23 protein-coding genes are annotated in these 25,056 nt (G+C 69.8%); 9 read left to right on the forward strand and 14 right to left on the reverse strand.

Annotated elements, in window-relative coordinates; translation table 11 throughout:
* Positions 1–278 precede the first annotated feature (278 nt).
* The 3 genes from OHA40_RS04525 to ilvA all read left to right on the forward strand — a co-directional run bounded on the left by OHA40_RS04525 (position 279) and on the right by ilvA (position 3,529).
* Positions 279–629, forward strand: coding sequence for a hypothetical protein (locus OHA40_RS04525; RefSeq protein ID WP_330231809.1), 351 nt, complete (start codon positions 279–281; stop codon positions 627–629).
* Positions 630–1,099: 470 nt separating this feature from the next.
* The gene (locus OHA40_RS04530; protein WP_330231810.1) at positions 1,100–2,269 is read left to right on the forward strand and encodes a serine hydrolase domain-containing protein; all 1,170 of its coding nucleotides are present in this window, start codon (positions 1,100–1,102) and stop codon (positions 2,267–2,269) included.
* A gap of 39 nt (positions 2,270–2,308) precedes the next feature.
* Positions 2,309–3,529 (forward strand): threonine ammonia-lyase, encoded by a 1,221-nt coding sequence (gene ilvA, locus OHA40_RS04535; RefSeq protein WP_330231811.1) that lies wholly within the window; start codon positions 2,309–2,311, stop codon positions 3,527–3,529.
* 26 nt (positions 3,530–3,555) lie between these two features.
* Here the strand turns inward: ilvA and OHA40_RS04540 are convergent, their stop codons facing one another.
* Positions 3,556–3,879, reverse strand: coding sequence for a DMT family transporter (locus tag OHA40_RS04540; RefSeq protein WP_330231812.1), 324 nt, complete (start codon positions 3,877–3,879; stop codon positions 3,556–3,558).
* 124 nt (positions 3,880–4,003) lie between these two features.
* On the opposite strand from OHA40_RS04540, the gene OHA40_RS04545 reads away from it, so the two are divergent.
* The gene (locus OHA40_RS04545; RefSeq protein ID WP_330231813.1) at positions 4,004–5,269 is read left to right on the forward strand and encodes a hypothetical protein; all 1,266 of its coding nucleotides are present in this window, start codon (positions 4,004–4,006) and stop codon (positions 5,267–5,269) included.
* A 261-nt stretch (positions 5,270–5,530) separates the two neighbouring features.
* On the opposite strand, the gene argH is transcribed toward OHA40_RS04545, so the two are convergent.
* The 9 genes from argH to OHA40_RS04590 all read right to left on the reverse strand — a co-directional run bounded on the left by argH (position 5,531) and on the right by OHA40_RS04590 (position 15,532).
* Positions 5,531–6,940, reverse strand: coding sequence for an argininosuccinate lyase (gene argH, locus OHA40_RS04550; RefSeq protein ID WP_330231814.1), 1,410 nt, complete (start codon positions 6,938–6,940; stop codon positions 5,531–5,533).
* 386 nt (positions 6,941–7,326) lie between these two features.
* Positions 7,327–8,529: an argininosuccinate synthase gene (locus OHA40_RS04555; protein WP_330231815.1), complete on the reverse strand. Its 1,203-nt coding sequence runs from the start codon at positions 8,527–8,529 to the stop codon at positions 7,327–7,329.
* A gap of 218 nt (positions 8,530–8,747) precedes the next feature.
* A complete protein-coding gene (locus OHA40_RS04560; RefSeq protein ID WP_330231816.1) occupies positions 8,748–9,263 on the reverse strand; it encodes an arginine repressor in 516 nt (171 codons plus the stop codon).
* 67 nt (positions 9,264–9,330) lie between these two features.
* A complete protein-coding gene (gene argF, locus OHA40_RS04565) occupies positions 9,331–10,275 on the reverse strand; it encodes an ornithine carbamoyltransferase (protein WP_330231817.1) in 945 nt (314 codons plus the stop codon).
* A complete protein-coding gene (locus tag OHA40_RS04570; RefSeq protein ID WP_330231818.1) occupies positions 10,272–11,474 on the reverse strand; it encodes an acetylornithine transaminase in 1,203 nt (400 codons plus the stop codon). The genes argF and OHA40_RS04570 overlap by 4 nt, the downstream gene beginning before the upstream one ends.
* A complete protein-coding gene (gene argB, locus OHA40_RS04575) occupies positions 11,471–12,394 on the reverse strand; it encodes an acetylglutamate kinase (protein ID WP_330231819.1) in 924 nt (307 codons plus the stop codon). Before argB ends, OHA40_RS04570 begins: the two co-directional genes overlap by 4 nt.
* Positions 12,391–13,608, reverse strand: coding sequence for a bifunctional glutamate N-acetyltransferase/amino-acid acetyltransferase ArgJ (gene argJ / locus OHA40_RS04580; RefSeq protein WP_330231820.1), 1,218 nt, complete (start codon positions 13,606–13,608; stop codon positions 12,391–12,393). Before argJ ends, argB begins: the two co-directional genes overlap by 4 nt.
* Positions 13,605–14,663, reverse strand: a complete 1,059-nt coding sequence (gene argC / locus OHA40_RS04585) for an N-acetyl-gamma-glutamyl-phosphate reductase (RefSeq protein WP_330231821.1) — start codon at positions 14,661–14,663, stop codon at positions 13,605–13,607. The genes argJ and argC overlap by 4 nt, the downstream gene beginning before the upstream one ends.
* 161 nt (positions 14,664–14,824) lie before the next feature.
* A complete protein-coding gene (locus OHA40_RS04590) occupies positions 14,825–15,532 on the reverse strand; it encodes an ArsR/SmtB family transcription factor (RefSeq protein WP_330231822.1) in 708 nt (235 codons plus the stop codon).
* Positions 15,533–15,596: 64 nt separating this feature from the next.
* On the opposite strand from OHA40_RS04590, the gene OHA40_RS04595 reads away from it, so the two are divergent.
* The gene (locus OHA40_RS04595) at positions 15,597–16,421 is read left to right on the forward strand and encodes an isocitrate lyase/PEP mutase family protein (protein ID WP_330231823.1); all 825 of its coding nucleotides are present in this window, start codon (positions 15,597–15,599) and stop codon (positions 16,419–16,421) included.
* A 210-nt stretch (positions 16,422–16,631) separates the two neighbouring features.
* On the opposite strand, the gene OHA40_RS04600 is transcribed toward OHA40_RS04595, so the two are convergent.
* Positions 16,632–17,123 carry a pyridoxamine 5'-phosphate oxidase family protein gene (locus OHA40_RS04600; protein WP_330231824.1) on the reverse strand — a complete coding sequence of 164 codons (492 nt, stop codon included), beginning with the start codon at positions 17,121–17,123 and terminating at the stop codon, positions 16,632–16,634.
* Between the two features lie 63 nt (positions 17,124–17,186).
* Between OHA40_RS04600 and OHA40_RS04605 the strand changes: the two genes are divergently transcribed.
* From OHA40_RS04605 to OHA40_RS04615, 3 genes are all read left to right on the forward strand, one after another.
* On the forward strand, positions 17,187–18,158 hold the full coding sequence (locus OHA40_RS04605; RefSeq protein ID WP_330231825.1) for a helix-turn-helix transcriptional regulator: 972 nt from the start codon (positions 17,187–17,189) through the stop codon (positions 18,156–18,158).
* 173 nt (positions 18,159–18,331) lie between these two features.
* Positions 18,332–19,321, forward strand: a complete 990-nt coding sequence (locus tag OHA40_RS04610; protein WP_330231826.1) for a helix-turn-helix transcriptional regulator — start codon at positions 18,332–18,334, stop codon at positions 19,319–19,321.
* 9 nt (positions 19,322–19,330) lie between these two features.
* Positions 19,331–19,891 carry a TetR/AcrR family transcriptional regulator gene (locus tag OHA40_RS04615; RefSeq protein ID WP_330231827.1) on the forward strand — a complete coding sequence of 187 codons (561 nt, stop codon included), beginning with the start codon at positions 19,331–19,333 and terminating at the stop codon, positions 19,889–19,891.
* Between the two features lie 27 nt (positions 19,892–19,918).
* On the opposite strand, the gene OHA40_RS04620 is transcribed toward OHA40_RS04615, so the two are convergent.
* Entirely contained in the window at positions 19,919–20,413 is a 495-nt protein-coding gene (locus OHA40_RS04620; protein ID WP_330231828.1) for a hypothetical protein, read from the reverse strand.
* 150 nt (positions 20,414–20,563) lie between these two features.
* Here OHA40_RS04620 and OHA40_RS04625 point away from each other — a divergent pair, with 150 nt between their 5' ends.
* Positions 20,564–20,857, forward strand: coding sequence for a hypothetical protein (locus tag OHA40_RS04625; RefSeq protein WP_330231829.1), 294 nt, complete (start codon positions 20,564–20,566; stop codon positions 20,855–20,857).
* Between the two features lie 171 nt (positions 20,858–21,028).
* On the opposite strand, the gene ppc is transcribed toward OHA40_RS04625, so the two are convergent.
* Together ppc and OHA40_RS04635 are read right to left on the reverse strand one after the other, a co-directional pair.
* Positions 21,029–23,800 (reverse strand): phosphoenolpyruvate carboxylase, encoded by a 2,772-nt coding sequence (ppc, locus tag OHA40_RS04630; RefSeq protein WP_330231830.1) that lies wholly within the window; start codon positions 23,798–23,800, stop codon positions 21,029–21,031.
* A gap of 89 nt (positions 23,801–23,889) precedes the next feature.
* Positions 23,890–25,029: an AAA family ATPase gene (locus OHA40_RS04635; RefSeq protein WP_330231831.1), complete on the reverse strand. Its 1,140-nt coding sequence runs from the start codon at positions 25,027–25,029 to the stop codon at positions 23,890–23,892.
* Between the last annotated feature and the right edge of the window lie 27 nt (positions 25,030–25,056).

Below are 25,056 nucleotides of genomic sequence, written 5' to 3' on the forward strand. Positions count from 1 at the left end.
CGCACCATCGACTGAGTCGTCGCGCTACCCGCTCCGCCGCCTCGAGCCCATTCCGCAACGAATCCAGCCGCCGGACGGACCCCCGTCCTGGCTGATTCGGAACTCGCCACTCCCCAGCATTCGATGGATATCGATATCGTCGATACATCGACAGATGCGCATATCCCTGTAACGCCATGTGCCGAAACTGAGAGAAATCATAGGAACGGCACAGGCTCCGGCCAGGACCGTTCCGCATTCTTGACGATGTATGAGTTCTCGGTGAAATGAGGTGCGTGATGGTCGAGTTCGAGGTCACGGGGACGACGGTCACGGTGCACGTGCTCGGTGCACATCAGCTGCTGGCGCTGCGCGAGCGGTTGACCTTCGATCTCTCCGATATCACCGCGCTCGGCCTGGCCGCTGTCGACCGCCGCCCGCCGTGGGTGCGCACACCCGGCACGTTCTTCCCCGGTGTCATCGCGGCGGGCACCTTCCGCGGCAAGGGTCGCAAGGAATTCTGGGACACACGTTTCGACGGCCACGCCATTCACATCGATCTGGCGGGCGCCGAAGTTACCCGGCTCATCGTCGACGTTGCCGACCCGGACGCCGAGTTGCGTAGGCTCGCGACCGCCGCGGCTGCCTGACCAGGTTCAGGGCGCCGAACGGCGGCAGGGCCGCTGTGCCGCTCGGCCCGTCGACGCGGCGAACTCTCCCCCGCCCGTTTCCCGCAGACCGAGCGTGAGCAGCGATTGCACGGTCACCGTCGCGGCCGCCCCGCCAGCCACTCCCGGCATGCCCACCTGTGAGCACAGGTCTGCGCAGCCTCAGGACAGTCGCGCCGGGCCCGTCCCGCCTCCCGGCACACCTCGGTGACGATCTTGCGTGCGTCCGGGTCGCTGTCGAGTGCCGGAACCGGAATCTCGCAGGCGACCAACCTCGCGAGCAGCGCCGAACGTCGCCTCGGCGGCAGGGCAATACGGCAGCGAATCGTGTTGCGTTCCAAGTCACTCGTGTGACGGTCGTCGCACGAAACCGACTGGTCGCATGGGTGGGTCGGGTCGGCGCGTCCCAGGGCGTGCGATGCTGAACGGACCGTACGACAGGAAAGTTTCCGATGACAGACTCGGCAGCACAGTTGGTCGACCGCCGCTTCGCACGCCTGGTCGCCGAGTTCGACCGGCTGTTCCGGCGGCCGTCCGACGGCGGTGGGGCGCTGGCGGTCTACCTGCACGGCAAGCCCGTCGTGGATGTCTGGGCCGGATTCGCGCACTCCGGGGTTCCGTGGGCGCAGGACACCGTCGCGATGGCGTTTTCCACCGGAAAGGGCGTCGCCAGCACGCTGGTGCACCGGTTGGCCGAACGCGGCCTGATCGACTACGACGAGCCGCTCGCAGCGTACTGGCCCGAGTTCGCGGCGGCGGGCAAGGATCGCATCACCGTCCGCGCGATGCTCAGCCATCGAGCCGGGCTGCACCGGCTGCGCGGGCTGCTGCCGGGACCGGTCGAGCGATTCTTCGACGACGCGGCCGTGACCGCAGCACTCGCGGCCGCAGCGCCCGATCCGCGGCACAAGGTGACCAGCGGTTATCACGGCATCACCTACGGGCATCTCGCCGCCGAGCTGGTGCGCCGGGTCACCGGAACGGATTTCACCGATGCGCTGCGTACCGAGATCGCGCAACCGCTTGCGGCCGAAGAACTGTGGTTCCGAGTCCCGGAATCCGCGCGTGGACGCATCGCCACCAACTTCCCGCGGCTGACGGTCGCGGGGATGAGCTGGGAGCGTGGCTCCCGGCTGATGGCGCGCACCCGGTTCGCGGCCGCCGCTGATACCACGCCGGTGGGCTTCGCCGAGCTGGTTGCCGATTCGCGCCTGCACAATTCGGTGATGCCGGGCCTGAACGGCGTCTTCTCCGCCCGTGCGCTGGCCCGTATGTACGGCGCGCTCGCCAACGGCGGACAGCTCGACGGATACCACTTGCTGCGCCCGGACACCATCGAGCAAATGACCCGGCGGCAGGTGTTCACACCGGACTATGTGCTGGCATTCCGTATTCCCTGGGCGCTGGGCTACCACGGCGTGCCGATGAAACCGTCCAAGGCCGATCCGATCTCGGCCTTCGGCCATTTCGGCCTGGGCGGCTCCGGCGGCTTCGCCGATCCGGCGACCGGAATGTCGCTCGGCTTCGTCACCAATCGGCTGGGCAGCAAGCTCACGCCACTGGGCGACGCCCGCTTGGCCCGACTGGGCGCACTCGCCCACAATCTCGCCAGGGCCGCCTGACCGTAGTCCCCCTGCTGGCCATAGTGGCAGCATGGCGGCATGGTGTTGGTCGAGATGGCGCGGATCGAGGCGGCCGCGAAGCTGCTCGCTCCGGTGATCCGCCGCACGCCGCTGGTGGCGTCGCGGGTGTTGTCCGAGCGCGCGGGCGCCGAGGTGTGGCTGAAGTGCGAGAACTTGCAGCGAACCGGATCGTTCAAGCCGCGCGGCGCCTACCACCGGATCGCGAACCTGCCGCCGGAGATGCGGTCGCGCGGCGTCGTCGCCGCGAGCGCCGGCAATCATGCGCAAGGCGTCGCGTGGTCGGCGGCTTCGCTGGGCATCGAATCGACCGTCTTCATGCCGATCGGGGCGTCGCTGCCGAAGCTCATGGCGACCAAGGCGTACGGCGCGCAGGTGCGTCAGGTCGGCGAGACCATCGACGAGTCACTCGACGCCGCACTGGATTTCGCCGACCGCACCGGGGCTACGCTCATCCACCCCTTCGACCATCCCGACATCGTGGCCGGACAGGCGACCGTCGGTGTGGAGATCCTGGAGCAACTGCCCGAGGTGGGCACGGTGCTGGTGCCCACCGGCGGCGGCGGGCTCTTGGCGGGGGTCGCGGTCGCCCTGCATCATCTGGCGCCGCAGGTGCGCGTGATCGGCGTCCAGGCCGCGGAGGCGGCCGCTTGGCCGGACTCGCTGGCGGCGGGCCGTCCGGTCCGGGTTGATCGCATGTCGACCATGGCCGACGGCATCGCGGTCGGGCAGCCAGGCGCCGTGCCGTTCGCCCACGTGGCCGAGCATGTTTCGGCCATCGTCACCGTGGATGAGGAAGCGCTGTCGCAGGCGCTGCTGCTGTGCTTGGAACGCGCGAAGCTGATCGTGGAACCGGCCGGTGCCGCGGCGGTCGCCGCGCTGATGAGTCACGCGCCGGAGGACCTCGATCTGCGTGGACCGGTCTGCGCGATCTTGTCCGGCGGCAATATCGACCCGCTCCTGCTGACCCGCGTGATCGGCCACGGGCTGAGCGCGGCGGGCCGCTATCTGGCTGTGCGCGTGACGATTTCCGATCGTCCGGGCGCGCTCGGCGCGCTGCTGGCCGTCGTCGGCAAGACCGGCGCCAGCGTGGTCGACGTGGCACATTCCCGGACCGGCACCTGGTTGGCGATCGACGAAGTGGAGGTGTCGCTGACGCTGGAAACCAGAGGTCCCACCCATCGTGACGACGTGCTCACCGCGCTATCCAACGCGGGATACGTTGTCCGCGTGTCGGATTGAGTGGGCGCGACCCGCAGAGCCGAATCTCAACGCGCGCCACCGAGTTCCAGCGCCAGCACGCCGAGTATCACCAGCGCGATGCCGCCGACCTGCACCAGGCTCAGCCGTTCGTTCAAGAACAGCACGCCGATCACCGCGATCGCGGCGACCCCCACCGCCGACCAGATGCCGTAGGCCACCCCGATCGGCATGCCGCGCTTCAATGCCTGGGCCAGGAAGTAGAACGCCCCGCAGTATCCGACGACGACAACGATCGAGGGAGTGAGCTTGGTGAATCCGTCGGAGAGCTTCAGCGAGACGGTCGCGGTCACCTCGGAGGCGATGGCGAGGGCAAGCAACAGCAAGGTCATTGCCGCAGCGTAGCCAGCGCCGAGTGGCCGGCACCGGTTCGATGCGCGATGATCCGGAGTGAGGCTTCCCACACTCGAGAAAGACCGGTCGGCATTGTTTGCCCCGGATCCATACGATCGCGTCGTGCGCGAGCCGATGGTCGCTGGGACGGAATTCCCCTTCGACAAGCTGACCTGCAATGAGATGTCGTACGCCGAACGCGACGAACGGTACCGACGATTGCACGAATGGCCGGAGCCGACCTACCGGCATCCGTCCGGACTGCACATGATCTGGAAGTACGCCGATGTGCGCGAAGTGCTGGACGCGACGACACCGGGCATCTCCAACGCGAATTCGCTGGACCCGCTGGTGGGTTACCCGCGGATCGCGACAACGCCACGAGCTATCCCGCATTTCCTGCGGCACCTGGTTCCGACGCCCGCCAAGGCGACCGCCAACCTGACCGACGACCGGCTGCACAAACGGGTGTGGAACACCATGGCCGGTCCGTCCGGGCACTTCACCATTCCCGCAGGAGACCGGCCGCACCGAGCAGCGGCCATGGCCGAGCATTTTCACGACGCGCTGCGCGACGCGGGATATCGATCCGGATCGCCGCTCGACATCACGGCGTTGTCGATCGCGTACGCCGCGCGGACGGTCGGCGCGGCCGTCGGCCTGGCCGCCGCCGACTGGCCGCACGTAGCCGCCTGGAGCGGCGCTCAATCGGGACTGCTCGGACGCGAACTGCGCGGACGCGAACTGGCCGACGCGGTGAGCGCGCTCGGTTGGTTGTTCACGGTGAGCAGCAAGGCGGTGCGCGCGGGCCGCCGCAGCGAGGCAATCGGTTTCGCGCGCAGGCTTCGCGACGCCGGTCTCTCGCATCGGCTCGCGGTGTCGGCCATGGCGAATTCGCTCGCCGCCGGAGTACACACGGTGAGCGGCAGCATTCAGCAAGGCGTGCAGCGATTGCTCGACGATCCGGAGCGGGTGTGGTGGAACCTGCTCGCCGACCCGGAAGGCAACAGACGAGTCGCCGCGAAGATCCTCCAGCTCGACCCCGGCTTGGTGGCGTGGAAACGTCGAGCCAGGACGCCGGTCGTGCTGGCCAGCGGCACCCGTTTGCCCGCGGGACCGGTGCTGGTGCTGTTCGCCGCGGCCAACCGCGATCCCGAGGCGTTCCCGGACTGCCTGGATTTGCACGGGACCGGCAAGCTGCCAGTGACCTTCGGGTTCGGAAGGCATGTCTGTCCCGGCAAGAGCATGGCCACGCTGGCCGTCGAAGTGTTCCTCCGGCAGCTACACGAACTGGCGCCGGAGGCCGAACTCGTGCCGGAAGCCGGGCGCACCGTCCCGCGCCGCAGCGACCTGCTGTTCAGCGGAGCCGACATCGCCATCGTCGGGTAGACCGGACGCGAAGCCTGGCCTCCGCGCAGAGGAGTCATCCGCGGCGGGCAGTACAGCGGAACCCGGATCAGCCGAGCCGGGCACGCACAGCGACCACCGCCTGGCACAACTGCGCCGGCGACTTGCGGTTCAGCAGCGCAGGGCTGCATCGTCTTCGCAGGCTCGCGTGGAGTCGAATCGATTGGCCGACAATATTATTCGGCGACTGAACGCTGGCGAGGACTAGGGGTCCAGCCGAGCCGGGGAGCGAACGCGAACGGTTCAGCCGAGCCAGGCGCGGGCAGCGGACGCCGCCCGGCGCACCTCGTCGAGCTGCGCCGCGACCTGCACACCAGCCGTTCCGCCACGGGCGTCGCGGGACGCGATGGATCCCTGCACGGTGAGGACCTCGCGCACCTTTCCGGTCAGCGCCGGGTCGATGGCGGCGAACTCCTCGTCGGTGAGGTCATCGAGGCCGACGCCGCGGGATTCGGCGGCGCGCACGCACGCGCCCGCCGCCTCGTGCGCGACACGGAACGGAACACCCTGGCGGACCAGCCATTCGGCGATGTCGGTGGCCAGTGTGAAACCGGCGGGTGCGAGTTCGGCCATGCGGTCGGTGTGGAAGGTCAGCGTCGAGACCAAGCCGGCGATGGCCGGGAGCAGCAGTTCGAGTTGCGCGACCGAGTCGAACAGGGGTTCCTTGTCCTCTTGCAGGTCACGGTTGTAGGCGAGCGGCTGCGCTTTCAGGGTGGCCAGCAGCCCGGTGAGGTTGCCGATCAGCCTGCCCGCCTTACCGCGGGTCAGCTCGGAGACGTCCGGATTCTTCTTCTGCGGCATGATCGAGGACCCGGTCGACCACGCGTCGGCGAGCGTGACATAGCCGAATTCCGGTGTGCTCCAGAGGATCACCTCTTCGGCCATCCGGCTCAGGTCGACCCCGATCATAGCGAGCACGAACGCGGCCTCGGCGGCGAAGTCCCGCGCCGAGGTCGCGTCGATCGAGTTGGCCGCGGCCGCGTCGAAATCCAAGTCCGCGGCGATCGCCTCCGGGTCGAGCCCGAGCGAGGAGCCCGCCAACGCGCCGGAACCATAGGGCGACACCGCCGCACGCTTGTCGAAATCGCGCAGCCGATCGAGGTCGCGCAGCAGCGGATGGGCGTGCGCGAGCAGATGGTGGGCCAGCAGCACCGGCTGAGCCGCCTGCAGATGGGTCTTACCCGGCATCACCGCGTCCGGGTGCGCCGCGGCCTGCTCCACCAGCGCGTCCACCACCGCGAGCACACCAGCGGCCACCCGGCGCATTCCGTCGCGCAACCACATCCGGAACAGGGTGGCCACTTGGTCGTTGCGCGACCGTCCGGCCCGCAACCTGCCGCCGAGTTCGGCGCCGACCCGCTCGATCAGGCCGCGTTCCAGCGCGCCGTGCACGTCCTCGTCGGACTCGGCGGGGCCGAACGCACCCGAATCCACGTCCGCGGCAAGCCGATCCAGCCCGGCCAGCATGCCCGACAGGTCGGCGTCGGACAGCAGGCCCGCCTTGTGCAGTACCCGCGCGTGCGCCTTCGACGCGCGGATGTCGTAGGGGGCCAGCGCCCAGTCGAAATGCGTCGACTTGCTCAGCGCGGCCATGGCCTCGGCCGGCCCGGAGGCGAAACGCCCGCCCCAGAGGGCCCCCTGATTCGTACTCACTGTCCGCCTCTCCGCGTCTTTAGGCCGTACTAGTTGGGTGATGAGGGATTTGCGTTCAGGTCCTGCGTTGGGTGCCGCTCGGGTTTTGGGGGTACCCGGTGAGTTACCCATGTTCTTGCGAGATCAGATGTTGCGTTCGGTTCTTGCGAGATCAGTTGTTTTGTTCGCGGGCGACGAGTATCGGGCTGCCCGCCGGTCCGCCCGTCGAGAGCAGTGTCCTCGCCGCCCCGGAGCAGTGTGCTTGCGCCCCAGCGTGAGCGTGGTGCCTGTCCAGGGATGGCGCGCGGCCTGTCAAGACGCACACCTGGTCGTGCGACTCCGAGACTACGACTCCGCGAGGGCCGACGGCGCGCCGGTGCGTGTCCGTGCACCGGCGCGTGCGGGGACTACTTCTGGTTCAGGTCGCGGCGGGCGGCGACCTTGGAGGACAGGCCGTGGATCTGCACGAAGCCCTTGGCCAGCGACTGGTCGAAGGTGTCGCCCTCGTCGTAGGTGGCCAGGTTGAAGTCGTAGAGCGACTGCTCCGAGCGGCGGCCGTTGACCACGGCGGAGCCGCCGTGCAGGACCATCCGGATCTCGCCGGAGACGTGCTGCTGGGTGTCGCCGATGAAGGCGTCCAGCGCCCGCTTCAGCGGGGAGAACCACAGGCCGTCGTAGGCCAGCTCGCCCCAGCGCTGCTCGACCTGCCGCTTGTAGCGGCCCAGCTCGCGTTCGATGGTGACGTGCTCCAGCGCCTGATGCGCGGTGATCAGCGCGATCGCGCCGGGCGCCTCGTAGATCTCGCGGCTCTTGATACCGACCAGACGGTCCTCGACCATGTCCAGCCGGCCGACGCCCTGGCGGCCGGCGCGGTGATTCAGCTCGACGATCGCCTCCAGCACGCTGACCGGGCGGCCGTCGATGGCCACCGGTACGCCGCGCTCGAACCTGATGATCAGTTCGTCCGGCGCCTCGAAGTTGACCGTCGGGTCGGAGGTGTAGTCGTAGACGTCCTTGGTGGGCGCGTTCCACAGGTCCTCGAGGAAGCCGGTCTCCACCGCGCGGCCCCAGACGTTCTGGTCGATGGAGAACGGCGACTTCTTGGTGACGTTGATCGGCAGCGCATTCTCCTCGGCGAACGCGATGGCCTTCTCCCTGGTCCACGCGTAGTCGCGGACCGGGGCGATCACGTTCAGATCGGGCGCGAGCGCGCCGATACCGACCTCGAAGCGAACCTGGTCGTTGCCCTTGCCGGTGCAGCCGTGCGCGACCGTACTGGCTCCGTGGAACTTGGCGGCCTCGACCAGGTGCTTGACGATGAGCGGGCGGCTGATCGCGGACACCAGCGGGTACTCGCCCATGTACAGCGCGTTGGCCTGGATGGTGGGCAGGCAGTACTCGTCGGCGAACTCGTCGCGGGCGTCGACCACGATCGCCTCGACGGCACCGCAGTCCAGCGCGCGCTGACGCACCACGTTCATGTCCTCGCCACCCTGGCCGAGGTCGATGGCCACGGCCACCACCTCGGCACCGGCCTCCTTGCCGATCCAGCTGATCGCGACGGAGGTGTCCAGCCCACCGGAGTAGGCGAGTACGACGCGCTCGGACATGTTCGTGTGCTCCTCGATGTTTCGGTGCTCGTCTGCGTAGTACGGACCGGCTTCCCGCCACAGCGGCCCGCACCGTCCTGCAAATGATTATGCATGATGATGCAAGCTCATTCACAACCGGGTGGCGCCATCCCTACGCTGGGACAACAGCCATGCATACACCCTCGCACAGCAACCGCCCTCCGCGCTGACAACGATGGCAACGCGGGTGGGGAAGCTCAGGCGAGTTGTTCGATCTTCGCGGCCACCTCGGCGCCGGTGAGCGGCTCGCGCGCGATGACGGCGATGGTGTCGTCGCCCGCGATGGTGCCGACGATGTAGGGCAGGGCGGCGCGATCCAGTGCGCTGGCCAGGAAGTGCGCGGCGCCAGGCGGAGTCCGCAGCACCGCGATGTTGCCGCTGGCGTCGGTGGAGACCAGCAGGTCGCCGAGCAATTTGGACAACCGGTCGGTGCCGCCGATGACGCCGCGGACCGGACTACCGTCCTCGGGCACCACGTAGACGCCCGCACCGCCGTCGGCGGCACGCAGCTTCACCGCGCCCAGTTCGTCCAGGTCCCGGGACAATGTCGCCTGGGTGGTCTCGATGCCTTCGGCCGCGAGCAGCGCCGCCAGCTCGGTCTGGCTGCGCACCGCGTGCGCGGACAGCAGCTCCACGATGCGCGACTGCCGCCCGGCACGGGTGCGCGCGATCGCCGGACCGCTCTTTCCCGATTCCGACTGCGAGACGCTCACGACTGCACCTCGCTGGCCTGCTCGGCACAATGCGCACGGCCGGTGCCGGTACTTCGGCCGCCTTCGCTCACGCCGTGCTCCCGAATCGTCGCTCCAGCAACCAGACCAGCAGCGCCTTCTGCGCGTGCAGCCGGTTCTCCGCCTCGTCCCAGACCGCGCTGTGCGGCCCGTCCAGCACCTCGTCGGTGACCTCCTCGCCGCGATGCGCGGGAAGACAGTGCAGCACAACGGCATCCGGCTTGGCGTGTGCGAGCAGGTCGGCGTTGAGCTGGAACGGCCGGAACGGGCCGACCCGGTCCAGGCCGTCGTTCTCCTGGCCCATCGAGGTCCAGGTGTCGGTCACCAACGCGTCGGCGCCCCACGCGGCCGCGACCGGATCGCCGGTCAGCGTCACGGTGGCGCCGGTCTCGGCGGCCCGCTTGCGCGCGGCCTCCACGACCCAGGGCAGCGGCTCGAATCCGGCGGGCGCGGCGATGGTCACGTTCAGGCCCGCGGTGACGCCGCCGAGCAGCAGCGAATGCGCCATGTTGTTGGCGCCGTCACCGAAATAGGCGAGTTCGCGCCCGATCAGGTCGCCCTTGTGCTCGGCGAGCGTCTGCAGATCCGCGAGCACCTGGCACGGATGGAACTCGTCGGACAGCGCGTTGACCACCGGAACCGTCGCGGTGGCGGCCATCTCGTCGAGCCGGGACTGCTCGAAGGTGCGCCACACGATCGCGTCCACGTAGCGCGAGAGGACCCGGCCGGTATCGCCGAGTGTCTCCTCCCGGCCCAGCTGGGTGTCGCGGCCATCGACGACGACCGCGTGCCCGCCGAGTTGCGCGATGCCCATCTCGAAGGAGAACCGGGTGCGGGTGGAGTTCTTCTCGAAGATCACGCCGACACCGCGCGGGCCCGCCAGCGGCCGCCGGGCGAACGGCTCCTTCTTGAGTTCGGCTGCGAGCGCGAGGATCTCGGCCTGCTCGGCCGGGGTGACGTCGTCGTCGCGCAGGAAGTGCCGCACGGAGGTCATTGCGCCGCAGCTCCTTTCGCGTCCGTGAGCGCGCCGTCGAGGATCTCCGGCAGATCGGCGACGAAGTTGTCCGCCTGCGTCTCGGTGAGCACCAGCGGCGGCGCCAGGCGAATCACGTCGGGCTTGGCCGGGTTGACGAGGTAGCCCGCCGCTCGGGCCCGCGCCTCCACCAGCGCCGACACGTTGTCGGTCAGCACGACGCCCAGCAGCAGACCGGCGCCGCGCACCTGGTCGATCAGCGGATGCTGCAACAGCTCGATGCCGTCGCTGAGCCGCTTGCCGATCGACTCCACGTGTGAGAGCAGATCGGTTTCGTCGATGGTGCGCAGCACCGCGAGCGCGGCCGCGGCGCACACCGGGTTGCCGCCGAAAGTGGTCCCGTGCAGGCCGGGCGTGAGCAATTCGGCCGCGCGTCCGTTGGCCAGCACCGCGCCGATGGGCAATCCGCCGCCGAGGCCCTTGGCCAGGGTGATCACGTCCGGCACGATGCCGACCGCTTGGTGGGCGTAGAACTTGCCGGTGCGGCCGATGCCGGTCTGCACTTCGTCGAGCACCAGCAGCGCGCCGTGCCGTGCGGTGATCTCGCGCGCCGTGGCCAAGTAGTCGAACGGCGGCACCACGACGCCGCTCTCCCCCATGATCGGCTCCAGGAACACCGCGGCGGTGTCCTCGTCGACCACGGCGTCCAGTGCTGCCGCGTCGCCGTAGGGCACGTGCACGACGCCGGGCGGCATCGGCTCGAACGGCGTCCGCTTGGACGGCTGGCCGGTGAGGGCGAGCGCGCCCATGGTGCGGCCGTGGAAGGCCTCCTCGCACGCGACGATCTTGGGCCGCCCGGTCAACCGCGCGATCTTGAACGCCGCCTCGACCGCCTCGGTGCCGGAGTTGCAGAAGAACGCCCGGCCCTCGCCGTCGCCGAAGTGCGCGAGCAGCCGCTCGGCCAGCTCGACGACCGGTTCACTGGCGTACAGATTCGAGACGTGCCCGAGCGTGCCGAGCTGCTGGGTGACCGCTTCCAGGATTGCCGGGTGCGCATGGCCGAGGCTGTTGACCGCGATACCGCCGAGAAAATCGACGTAACGTCTGCCGTCCGCGTCGTAGACCACGGCCCCCGCTCCGCGCACCAGCGCGACATTGGGCGTGCCGTAGTTGTTCATCAGCGCGGCAGACCACCGCTTCTGCAGTTCAGCTGTGCTCATTGTTTCGTTCCGTCCGGCGAGCCCGGCCCGTTCGGGGCGGGTGTCACCATCGTTCCGATTCCTTCTCCGGTGAACAGTTCCAGCAGCACCGCGTGCGGGACCCGTCCGTCGATCACATGTGCGGTCGGCACGCCCGCTCGCACGGCGCGCAGGCAGGCTTCCATCTTGGGCACCATGCCCGCATCGAGCCTCGGGAGCAACTCGGCCAGCGCGGCGGTGTCGATGCGCGTGGTGAGCGACGACCGATCCGGCCAGTTCGTGTACAGGCCCTCGACGTCGGTGAGCACCACCAGTTTCTCGGCGCCGATGCCCGCGGCGAGGGCCGCGGCGGCGGTGTCGGCGTTGATGTTGTGCACCACGCCGTCGGCGTCCGGCGCGATGGTCGACACGACCGGGATGCGGCCCGCGCCGATGAGGTCGAGCACGGCGTCCGGGTTCACCGCGGTGACGTCGCCGACCAGGCCGATGTCGGTCGCCTCGCCGTCCACCTCGACGGTGCGGCGGGTCGCGGTGAACAACCCGGCGTCCTCGCCGGAGGTGCCGACCGCGTACGGGCCGTGCGCGTTGATCAGGCCGACCAGCTCGCGGCCGACCTGGCCGAACAGCACCATCCGCACCACGTCCATCACCTCGGGGGTGGTCACCCGGAAGCCGCCGCGGAACTCGCCGCGCAAGCCGAGCTTCGTCAGCATCGCGCTGATCTGCGGGCCGCCGCCGTGCACCACCACCGGGTGCACACCGACCGTGCGCAGGAAGGCCATGTCGGCGGCGAAGGCTTGCTTGAGGTTCTCGTCGATCATGGCGTTGCCGCCGTACTTCACGACGACGACCTTGTCCCGGAACTTCTGCAACCACGGCAGCGCATCGGCCAGAACGTGCGCTTTGTCCAGCGCGGAGAGCGTGTGCAACACCTGACTCATGAGCTGTAGGCCGAATTCTCTTCGACGTAACCGTGTGAAAGATCGGTGGTGCGGATGGTCGCGGTCGCCGAGCCGACGTTCAACTCGATCAGCACCTCGATGTCGCCGCCGGACAGGTCCACCTCGCGGGCGCCCGGCGCACCGACGCCGTCGACGCAGACCGGATTGCCGTTGAACGACACCGAGATCCGGTTCGGATCCAGCGTCACCGGCGCCATCCCGACCGCCGCCAGCACCCGGCCCCAGTTCGGGTCGGAGCCGAACAACGCGGTCTTGACCAGGCTGTCGCGGGCCACGGTGCGCGCCGCGGCCACCGCCTCGTCCTCGCTCGCCGCTCCGGCGACGGTGACCAGCACGCGCTTGGTGACGCCCTCGGCGTCGGCCATCAGCTGGGCGGCCAGGTCGTCACAGACCGCGAGCACGGCGGCGTCGAGTTCCTCCTGGCTGGGAGTCACCTCGCTGGCGCCGTTGCCCAGCAGCAGCACGGTGTCGTTGGTCGAGCAGGAGCCGTCGACGTCGAGCCGGTCGAAGGTGCGCGCGGTGGCGTTGCGCAGGGCGCGATCGAGCTGGTCCTCGGTGACCGCGGCGTCGGTGGTGAGCACCACCAGCATGGTCGCCAGCGACGGTGCCAGCATGCCCGCGCCCTTGGCCATGCCGCCGACGTTCCACTTGTCGCGGTGATGGAACGCCGCCTCCTTGGGCACGGTGTCGGTGGTCATGATGGCCCAGGCGGCGTCCGAGCCACCGGACAGCCCGCCGCCCATCTCGTGCACGATCTCGGTGACGGCGGGGATCAGCTTGTCCATCGGCAGCCGGTCGCCGATCAGCCCGGTCGAGCAGACCGCGATCTCTCCCGCGCCGGTCTCGGTACCCCAATTGCTCAGCGCGGCGGCGAGTTCCTCGGCGGTCTTGTGCGTGTCCTGGAAGCCACCCGGGCCGGTGCAGGCGTTGGCGCCGCCGGAGTTCAGGATCACCGCGCGCAGCCGCCTGCCGGTCAGCACCTGCTGCGACCACAGCACCGGTGCCGCCTTCACCTTGTTACGGGTGAACACGCCCGCGGCCGGGTATTCCGGGCCTTCGTTGAACACCAGGGCGAGGTCCGGCTTGCCGCTGGCCTTGATGCCCGCGGCGATGCCCGCGGCGCGGAAGCCGAGCGGCGCGGTCACGCCTTGGGTCCGGACCAGCTTCCCGTCGGCGATGTCGGTTGTCGTCACGGTGCCACTCCTACGGTGGAAAGACCTGCGGTCTCGTCGAATCCGAGGGCGAGGTTCATCGATTGCACCGCGGCGCCCGCAGTGCCCTTGGTCAAGTTATCGATCGCGCCGATGACCACGAGCAGACCGGCGTCGGCGTCCACGGCCACCTGCAGGGTGACGGCGTTGGAGCCGAGAACCGAACCGGTCTGCGGGAGAACACCTTCCGGCAGCAGGTGCACGAAAGGCTCGTCGGCATAGGCCTTTTCGTAGACGGCGCGCGCCTGCGCCGCGTCGACGCGGGTGGGCGCGGTGCAGGTGGCCAGGATGCCGCGCGGCATCGGCGCGAGCACCGGGGTGAACGACACCGCGACGTCCGCACCGCCCGCCGCCGTCAGGTTCTGCACGATCTCCGGCGTGTGCCGGTGCGCGCCCGCGATGCCGTAGGCCCGCGCCGAACCCATGACCTCGGACCCCAGCAACCCCACGTCCAGCTTGCGGCCAGCGCCCGACGTGCCGCTCACCGCGACCACGTGCACGGCGGGCTCCACGATGCCCGCGGCGACCGCGGGGGCCAACGCGAGGCTGGCGACGGTCGGGTAGCAGCCGGGGACCGCGATCCGCGTCGCGCCGCGCAGCTTCTCCCGGCCGCCGGGCAGCTCGGGCAAACCGTAGGGCCAGCTGCCCGCGTGCGGGCTGCCGTAGTATTTTTCCCAGGCCTTCGGGTCGGCGAGGCGGAAGTCGGCGCCGCAGTCGATGACCACCGTGTCCCCGGGCAACTCCGCCGCGATGGCGGCCGATTGCCCGTGTGGCAGTCCGAGGAAGACCACGTCATGTCCGGCCAGTTCGGCGACCGTGGTCGGCGCCAGCACCCGGTCGGCCAGCGGCAGCAGATGCGGCTGCAACTCCCCCAGCGTGGCTCCGGCATTCGACCCCGCGGTCAGCGCCCCGACGACGAGGCGCCCGGTTCGGTACGCCGGATGCCCCAGCAGCAGACGCAACACTTCGCCGCCGGCGTACCCGCTGGCACCGGCAACCGCGACCCGGATCACGGGTCCGCCCGAGGAATCAACCATGTGATGATTATGCATGACTGTGCAAGCTCATTCACAGCCTGGGTCGCCCGGCTCGGTCACGGGCAGGGTGATACCCGGCCTCGAATCACGCAAACCGCACAAGTAACCGTACGCGGCACCAGTGAACGGGGCACCCCATTGCAGTGGCCCTCGCCGACAGCTCAGCGCAGCGCCATCGGGTCTATGCCGAGCACTTCCGCCAGCCCGGCTTCGCCCCGCACGGTGACACGCACGGCGCGTCCGGTGCCGACTCGCTTGATCCACGCCAATTCCCCCAGTCGGCGGCACAAATGCGCGCCCGCCGAGCCGCCCAGGTGGACCCGCCGCTCGGTCCAGTCGAGGCAGGGCCGGGCGATCGGGCGCCGCGTGGCGTGCAGTGCGGCGGGCTCGACGCCCATCGGGCCGGTCAGCCAGTCCAGGCCCGACGCCGTGAGCGCGAAACCCCCGTCACTGTCGAGCAGGCCTCGCGCGGTCATGGCGTCGGTGACGACCACACCGAGGCGGCCCGCGAGATGGTCGTAGCAGGTGCGGCCGCGGGCCAGCGCGGCGGCGACAGTGGCGGTGCGCAGACCGGTCGCCGCGGAGTCGGACGGGTTCAGGTGGGCGACCATGGCCTCGAGCAGCTCCGCGACCGGCGCGCCCGCCAGCTGGACGTAGCGGTGGCGGCCCTGGCGACGCTCGATCAGCAGTCCGCCGTCGAGCAGGCGGTTGAGATGCTCGGTGGTGGTGGACGGCGCGACTCCGGTGTGGCGTGCGAGTTCACCCGCGGTCCACGCTCGCCCGTCCAGCAGCGCGAGGCAGATGTCGGCGCGGGTGCGGTCGGCGAGCAGGGCGGCCAAGCCCGCCAGTTCGGCTCCTCTGGTCGGCACCACACCATGATCGCGCGCTGTCATTTCGGCGGGTGCCGAAACGTCCCGTGGCTACGGTCACCACATGACTTCGTCTTCTGCGCTGCCGGGCGGGCCCGCCACGCCCCCCATGACCAAGTCCGAGATCTTTCGCCATCTGCACCACCGTGACCAGCCCCTGGTGCTGCCGAACGCCTGGGACTTCGCCTCGGCGGCGCTGCTGGCGACCGAGGGCTTTCCGGCGATCGGCACCACCAGCCTCGGCGTGGCCGCCGCGGCGGGACTGGCCGACGGCGCGGGCGTCACCAAGGCGGAAACGCTCGCCTCGGCCCAGCGCCTGTCGCGGCTGCCGGTGCCGGTGACCGTCGACATCGAGGGCGGATTCGACGAAAGACCCAGCGCGGTGGCCGATTTCGCCGAGCAGCTCGCGGCGTGTGGTATCGCGGGCGTGAACCTCGAGGACGGCCGCGCGGAATCCGCCCTGGCCGCACCCGGTCGTCAGGCCGAACTGATCGCCGCGATCAAGGGCCGCACGCCGGAGTTGTTCGTCAACGCTCGCATCGACACCTACTGGCTCGGCCTCGAGCACGGCTCCACGCACGACCGCGTACGACGGTACGCCGCGGCGGGCGCCGACGGCGTCTTCGTTCCAGGCGTGAGCGACCCGGCCCGGATCGAGCGGATCGTCGCGGCGACCGACCTGCCGGTCAACGTCCTGTATTCGGCCACCGGCCCGGCCCTCGCGACGCTGGCCGAACTCGGTGTCCGCCGGGTCAGCACCGGCTCGCTGCTCTACCGTGCGGCGTTGTCGGCCGCCGTGGACACCGCGCGCGCCGTCCTGCACGACGCGCCCGTGCCGTCGGACACACTCACGTACAACGACGTCCAGCATCTACTGCCCGCTTACTGAGGGTGTCACCGAATTTCCGCGGCCGCCGCCGAGGATCCGCCCTTGTCGCCATCACCGACACCACCGGCGACCCAGCCACGACACCGGGCACCGTCGCAGGCCTCCGCGCCGCCGGATGGACAGCCGCGGCAGCCCTACTGGTTGCGGCCACGCTCGAACCGCAGCCAACCGTGACACCAGTCCACACCGATCGGCCCGAGCATGCCCGGCTCACTGCTTGTGGACCACGCGCTCGCCCTCGCCCGGCTTCCAGATCGTGATGTCGAGGCGGTTCTCGACGACCTCAACAGTCGAGGCGCCGGTGAGATCGGCGACGTAGAAATGGTCGAATTCCTGGCCGCGGATGTCGAAACCGCTCTCGTCGAACAGCTGCTGCGCGAAACGGGCGTGCACGTCCCGGTCGGGCAGATCGACGACGGTGCCGAAGAGTTTGGCGTCGCCGTCGGACACGTTCGTGTCGACGGTGGCGGTGTGCAGGCAGAAGCGCGGATCACGGGCCAGATCGCGGAACTTGGTCGTCCCCGGCATGCCCGCGATCACGAGGAACTCCTCGAAGATCCGCGGCTCGACCGGACTGATCCGCGGGGATCCGTCGGAACGGAGCGTGCCGAGCATGCAGAGGTTGCCCGCGGCACGGTGTCTGCGCCGGAAGATCTCGGCGACGTGCGGCGCTTCTTCGGTGAATCGGCTCCAAGTGGTCATGGCGACGACGGTACGACGAATACTTGCCATCTCCTGTCAGGTTTTCCGGCTAGTGTCGCGGGCATGCGGGCGAGCCGATTGGTGCAACTGCTGTTGCTGCTGCAGACGCGCGGGCGGCGGACGGCGCCGGAACTGGCCAGGGAGCTGGAGGTGTCGGTGCGCACCGTGTACCGCGATATCGAGGCGCTCTCGGCGGCGGGCGTCCCGGTGTACAGCGAGCCGGGCCGGGCGGGCGGGGTACGGCTGGTCGACGGCTACCGGACCCGGCTCACCGGCCTGACCACCGAGGAGGCCGACGCGGTACTGCTGACCGGATTGCCCGGCGCCGCCGCCGATCTCGGGCTCGGCACCGTGCTGGCCACCGCACAGCTGAAGGTGCTCGCCGCGCTGCCGCCCGAACTGCGCGGGCGCGCTACGCGCATCGCCGAGCGGGTACACGTCGACGCACCGGGCTGGTTCCACCGGCCCGACGAGACGCCGACGCTCGCGACCGTCGCCGACGCGCTCTGGCACGACCGTAGGCTGGGCGTGCGCTACGGCCGCAAGGACAAGGTGGTCGAACGCCTGCTCGACCCGCTCGGCTTGGTCCTCAAAGCGGGCACCTGGTATCTGGTCGCCCGCGAGGGTTCGTCGCTGCGCTCCTATCGGGTGGGGCGCATCCTCGCCGCCGAGCCGACCGGCGAAACCTTCATTCGCCCTGCGGAATTCGACTTGCGGGAACACTGGGCCGACGCCGCCGACGATTTCGCGCGCTCGATGCTGCGCGTCCGAGCGCGCTGCCGGATCGCCGCCACCCATCTGCGGCTGCTGCGCCTGATGAACGATCCGGCAGCGGTCGCGGAGGCGCTGGCCTCCGCGGGACCGCCCGATGCCGAAGGGTGCGTGGAAGTAGTCGTGCCCTCGGAGTCCTACGAGGTGCTCGCCCACGGCCTTCTTCCCCTCGGCGAGTTCGTCGAAGTGCTGGAACCGCCGCAACTGCGGGCGCAGCTCGCGGCGACAGCCGCCGCCATGCACGCGCGTTATTCCGGCGGGTAGACCACCAGGGACCGCCTCGTCCATCGATGGCGACGGCGGATCCGAGCGATCAGCGCAGCGACCGGAAGAACTCCCGTACGTCCGCGGTCAGCAGATCCGGCGCCTCCATCGCGAATGCACGGTAGAAACCGCTTAGGACGGGATCGTTCCTAATTTTCCGGCATTCTGGAACCATGCTGGAAACCTCGGCCCGCCTGCTCAAACTGCTGGCCCTGCTGCAGACCCACCGCGACTGGACCGGCGCCGACCTGGCCGCGCGGCTCGGCGTCACCGGGCGAACCGTGCGCCGCGACATCGACCGGCTGCGCGAACTCGGCTACCCGGTCCACGCGACCCGAGGCGCCGCGGGCTACCGGCTGGGCGCGGGCGCCGCGCTGCCGCCCTTGCTCCTCGACGACGACGAGGCGGTCGCGGTGGCGGTCGGACTGCGCAGCGCTACCGGCACCGTGACCGGTCTCGAGGAGGCGTCGCTGCGCGCCTCGACCAAGCTGGAGCAGGTGCTGCCGCCCCGGTTGCGGCATCGCGTCCGCACGCTGCGCGGCGCCACCCTGCGCGTCGCCCCGCCAGCGGCGCAGGTCCATCCGGACACGCTCATGGCCATCGCCGAGACCTGCCAGCGGCACGAACGCCTGCGCTTCGACTACCGCGCACACAGCGGCGAGCCCAGCCTGCGCACCGTCGAGCCGCACACGCTCGTGCATTTCAGCAGGCACTGGTACCTGGTCGCCTGGGACGTCGACCGCGCCGACTGGCGCACTTTCCGGGTCGACCGGATCACCCCGCGCATCCCGACCGGCCCTCGTTTCGCGCCGCGTGAACCACCGGAAGGCGATGTCGCGGCCTATCTTTCGATGCGTTTGTCGGCCCGTGCGTGGCCGCATCAGGCGACGGTGCTGCTGCACCGATCCGCCGAGGACGCCGCCGATCGGGTGTGGCCGGGCATGGGCGTCCTGGAAGCCGTCGACGACCACAGCTGCCACCTGCACGTCGGCGCCGAGTCGCCGGAGCAGCTGGTATGGATGATCACTTCGGTCGACCTGGACTTCACGCTGCTCGCCGGGCCGCAGGAACTCGTCACCGCCCTCCGCGCTCAGGCCGCCCGCTGCGATCGCGCTCTGCGTGACTTCGCCGGATCGGATCGGCACGGATCACTACCGATGTAGTATGACGGTGTGTCCAGCAAGCGTGAACTCGTCTTGGACGCGGCGATCGACCTCTTGGGATCCCGCGGCACCCGCGCGCTCACGCACCGCGCGGTCGATGAGGTCGCGGGCATGCCCGCCGGGTCGGCCTCCAACTACTTCCGCACCCGCGAGTCGCTCTTGACCGGCATCGCCGAGCGGCTGGAAGCCCGCGACTACGCGGACTGGGAGGCGCTCAACCGGCAACCCACGCCCCGCACCATCGATGAACTCATCGACGGCATTGCCGCTTTCGTCGTGCACGCGGTGCACACCGACCGCGTGCGGACGCTGGCCAGGTATGCCCTGTTCTTGGAGGCGCAAACGATGCCAGCGGTCCGCGAGACCGTGCGACGCGGGCACCGGCGACTGACCGACTGGGCCGCCACCCTGCTGGCGGGCGTCGGCGGCGACCGGTCGGCCACGCACATCCTCGTCGGCCAGTTCGACGGAATCATCCTGCACCAGCTGGTGAACCCGGCGCCGGACTTCGATCCACGCCCGGAGCTGGAGCGGTTGGTGCGCGCGCTGATCGGCGGCGCGGCCGGCTGACGGCGGCGAGCCGGAGTGCCCGATCAGCTAGTCGTCGGTCAACAATCCCAGCTCTCGTTCGGCGTGCAGGAGGGCCAGCGCGTCGATCCCGCGGTGCAGAATCTCGTCCACCCCAACGTCATCGGACCGACCGTGCAGGTGGATCAACGCGTCCAGGGCAGCATGACTGCCGGCGACACGCAATGCCTCGTCGCGGCGGACCGGCCCGTCGCCGCAGTCCTGGTGAATCACGAAGGCGTACAAGACGCGCCGGACGTCCTGCTGGATCTCGGTTGCCTTCAGGTACACGTTGATTTCGGCGGCGGTGTCGGCGTTGGATCCGTCGGATTCGATGACGGTTGCGGTGTGGGTGTAGTCCCCGTCGGACCGAGTCCAGCGGGCGCCGGCGAGATGCACCGTCTCGAAACCTACGTCGGAGAGCCGCTCGGCAATCTGGAACGGATCGTCGGATAGTAGGTACGCGGGTGCGCGCTCAGCGAGTCCGGACCGTTGCGGGTATGCCTCCCAGGCGACCTTGGTCACCCACCCAACCTAGCCGACACTTGCCCTGCGCACCTGGAGAATCCGTCCGCCGGAGTGCGCGTTCCGCGGCGCGGATGTGCACGAAGCGGAACAACATCGGACGCCACGATCCGGGGTGACCGCGGCTATGCGTATACGTATACTGCGAGCATGGTGGATCCTCTCAGCCTCGCAGTGGGTGCCGGCCTGGTCGGCGTCGGCTGGGTATGTGGTCGACTCGGGCATCGGCGGCGAGCCCGGTCGGGTGCGAAACTCCCCGCCCGCTGCGGTTGCGGTCACGACCTGGCGCTGCACGATCGTGCCACAGGTACGTGCCACGCCGAAACCTCCCGCAAGGGCACGCACGGCCTGCGGGAGTGGGTCGGCTGCCACTGCCGCCGCTACACCGGCCCGACCCCGCTGGAGGACGTCTTCACATCGCCGATACTCCCGCCGGAGTCCTGAACGAACAGCAGACGATTCACGCGCGGCCGCCGCCAGTCGCGGCCGAAGTCCCGAACGCCTGCGACCTGCCTACGCAACGCATCCCTGGCACGGGACCCTGGGTCACCTGCGCCGAGGGGCGGACGGACGAACACTGGGCGCACTTCGGTCCTGCGCATCGGAACCGGGCGGTCAGCCCGAGTTGCGCAAGGCGGTGGCCAAGCCGTTCATCGTCAGGAGTATTCCGCGTTTGACCAATTCCGAGTCGTCACCCGCACGCAGGCGGCGCAGCAGGTCCACCTGCATCTGGTTGAGCGGTTCCAGATACGGGAAGCGGTTGTGGATGGACTCGGCCAGCGAGGGATTGTCGGCCAGCAGGTGATCGTTGCCGGTGATGGCGGCGTGCATGCGGATGGTCCGGGCGTGCTCCTCGCGGATCATGCCGAAGATCTGTTCCCGCAGCGCCACGTCGTCGACGAGTGCGGCGTAGCGGGCGGCGATGTCCAGATCGCTCTTGGCCATCACCTGGGCCAGATTGGACAGCACCGTCCGGAAGAACGGCCAGCGGCGGTACAGATCCGCCAGAGTCGCCAAACGCTCCGGGTCGCCGCCGATCCACTCCTCCAGCGCGGCCCCGGTGCCGTACCACCCGGGCAGCATCACCCGCGCCTGGCTCCACGACATCACCCACGGGATGGCCCGCAGGTCGGCGACCGAGCTGGTCGGCTTCCGCGACGCGGGCCTGCTGCCGATGTTCAGGTCGCCGACCTCGGCGACGGGCGTCGATTGGCGGAAATACTCGACGAATCCTGGGGTTTCGTGCACCAGCCGCGCGTATGCCGCACGGGCGCGGGCCGCCAGATCGTCCATGATCGCGTAGGACGGTTCGGCATCGGGGCCGAGGCCCTCCACGTCCAGCAGTGTCGACTCCAGGGTGCCCGCGAGCAACGACTCCAGGTTGCGGTGCGCCGCACCGGGCTCGGCGTACTTGGCGGCGATCACCTCGCCCTGTTCGGTGAGCCGCAGCGAGCCGCGCACCGCGCCGACCGGCTGGGCGAGGATCGCGTCGTAGCTGCGGCCACCGCCGCGGCCGACCGTGCCGCCGCGACCGTGGAACAGCCGCAACCGGATTCCGGTCTTGCGGGCCACCTCCACCAGATCCAGCTCCGCCCGGTACAACGCCCAGTTGGCGGCGAGGTAGCCGCCGTCCTTGTTGGAGTCGGAGTAGCCGAGCATCACTTCCTGGCGCATGCCCTGTGCCGCCACCAGCTCCCGATAGACCGGAACCTCCAGCGCCGCGGACAGCGTGGCCGCCCCGGCGCCGAGATCCTCGATGGTCTCGAAGAGCGGCACGATGCCCACCGGGCAGCTCGGCGGCCCGTCCGGCTCGCCCGGGTCGAGCAGCCCGCCCTCCTTCAGCAGCAGGGCGGCTTCCAGCAGGTCGCTGACCGACGTGCACATGCTGATGATGTAGTTCGGCACCGCCTCCGCGCCGAGCGTTTCCACCACATCCCGTGCGGCGCGGACGATGTCGAGTTCCTTCGCGGCCAGTTCGCTCAGGCGCGCGTGCGGACCGAGCAGCGGACGGCGGGTGCGCAACTCGGCCGTGAGCAGCTCCACCCGCCGCGGCTCCGGCAGACTCGCGTAATCCGAGTGCACTCCCGCCCAGGCCAGCAGCTCCGCGACCACCTGCTCGTGCACCTCGGAGTTCTGCCGCATGTCCAGCCCCTGCAGGTGAAAACCGAACGTCTCCAGCGCGTAGCGCAGCGCGGCGAGGCGGTCGTCGGCGAGCAGGTCGTCGCCGCTGCGCCGCAGCGACACGTCCACGGCGTCGAGGTCGTCGAGGGCCGCCTGGGGTGTCGGGTAGGGCCGCGCCCCCATATCCAGGCCGTTCGGCGGAACCTCCCCGAGCGCGGCCTGCGCGGCGGCGGTCAGTCGAGCGCGAATATGGTGCAGCGCACGGCGATACGGCTCGTCGGCGTGCGTGGCCGGATCGGGGTATCCGGTCTCGGCGAGCGCGGCCACCTCGGGCGTCACCGGGACGAGCCGGGCCGACAACGACAGCGTCTTCTCCAACTCGACCAGCTCGTGCAAATAGCGCTCGAAGGCGACACCCGCGGCGCGGTGGGCGGCCTGGCGCACGACATCGGCGGTGACGTACGGGTTCCCGTCCCGGTCGCCGCCGATCCACGACCCGGGACGCAGGATCGGGCGCGGCAGCAGCTCGACACCGGGCCAGCGCGAGCGCAGCGCGGCGCGCAACTCGGCGTTTATCGCAGGGATCACGTCGAAGAGGGTGAGGTCGTAGTAACGCAAGCCCACCGAGATCTCGTCTTGGATGCGCAAGCGGGCCAAGCGGATCAGCGCGGTGCGCCACAGACTGAGCACCTGGCGACGGATCCGCGACTCGAGATCGGCGCGCTCACGCTCGCTCTCGGCGTAGCGCTGACGGCGGCGCATCAACTCGGTGATCCGGGCCTGCGCGTCGAAGACGGTGCGGCGCCGAGTCTCCGTCGGGTGCGCGGTGATCACCGGCGACACCAGCGCGTCGGCCAGCAGATCGGCGACCCGGTCGCCGTCCAGCGCCGCCGCATCCAGCTTGCGGTAGGTGGCCGCGAGCGACGAATCCTGCGGCGGTTCACCGGCCGTCTCGTGCGCGGCGCGGCGACGGTCGCGCTGGATGTCCTCGGCCAGGTTGGCCAGCAGGACGAAATAGCTGAACGCACGGATGAGCGGGAGGGCCACCGCGATGTCGACGCCGTCCAGCATCTCCGCGACCGCGCTACGCCCGACCTCCTCGCGGCGCACCCGGAATGCCTCGATGCGCACCCGCTCGATGAGGTCGAAGACCTCCGGCCCCTCGTGGTCGCGGATGGTGTCGCCGAGCACGCCACCGAGGAACCGGATGTCGTCGCGCAGCGGCCGGGTGGCGTCCTGTGCGGTGTCGATCGTCGATTCGCCCATGATCAGACAGTATTGTCCGGTGTGCGCGAGTATGCGACGCGGCCCACACCGGACCGGGCTCCTGCGTCACCAACAGCCGAGTTTTCGCTTCAGTGCTTCGGCCAGTACCACGGGGGTTGGTCGAGCATGCCTTGCCCCGTGATGGTGGTGGCGCCGTCCCGCTTGACCAGCTCTACCGTGCGCGGCCGGGCGGCGCTGCCGTCCAGCGCCACAACCAGCGGCTGTGCGTGCGTGACCACGATGACCTGGGTGTCCACCGCGACCGTTGCGATGAGTTCGGCCAGCGGCGCGAGCAACTCGGGGTGCAGGCTGGTCTCGGGCTCATTGAAGACGAACAGCTCCGGCGGGCGCGGGGTGAGCAGTGCGGCCACCAGCAGCAGATACCGCAAGGTGCCGTCGGACAGTTCCGCGCCACCCAGCGGTCGCAGCAAGCCGGGCTGGCGCAGCGCCAGCTCGAATCGGCCGTCCCGATCCAGGATCGCGATCTCACTGCCGGGGAAGGCGCGGTCGACGGCTTGCGCCAACGCCTGCGCGTCGCCGATCTCCCGGATCGTCTGCAATGCCGCGGCGAGATCCGCACCGTCGTGGCCGAGAACCAGGGTGCGGGTGCCCACCTGGGGTGCGCGGGCGGGTGCGTCGGCGTCGGTGCGCAAGTGGTCGTAGAACCGCCAGGAACGAATCCGTTCCCGCACCAGCAGCAGATCCGGCGCGCTCTGCGGGTCGGCCAGTTCGCTGAGCATGCTGTCGAATGGTTGCAGCGCGTGCGGGACCATTCCCCACTCGCCGTTGTCCTCCCGTAGGCGCACCACCCGTCCGGCCCGCTCGGCCAGCAGCGTTGCGGGCCGCAATACCGGTCCCGCCCAGACCGCCTCCGCCTTGATCTCCGGGTCGAGGTTGAACATCGATTTCCGGTCCCGCGGCGGCATGCCGAGTTCGGCCGCGTAGCCGAAGTCGTCGCCCGCGAACCCGACCCGCAGCCCAGGTGGGACGCTGCGCAGTACGGCATCGCCCACGCTCTCGCTCCCCGCCCACAGCGTCGAGCCGAGTCCGCCTTCGCGCGCCAACGCCGCCACCGCCCCGTTGCGCGCGAAGTTGGCCAGCAGCCGCAGCGTCCGGTAGAGGCTCGACTTGCCGCTCCCATTGGCCCCGGTCACCACGTTCAGCCCGGCCAACGGCACCACCAACCGCCGCAGCGACCGATAGTTCTCGACGGCCAGGGTTGTGAGCATGGCCCCAGGCTAGCGACGTGCCGCGGG

It is taken from the genome of Nocardia sp. NBC_00508, assembly GCF_036346875.1.
Classification (GTDB): Bacteria; Actinomycetota; Actinomycetes; order Mycobacteriales; family Mycobacteriaceae; genus Nocardia.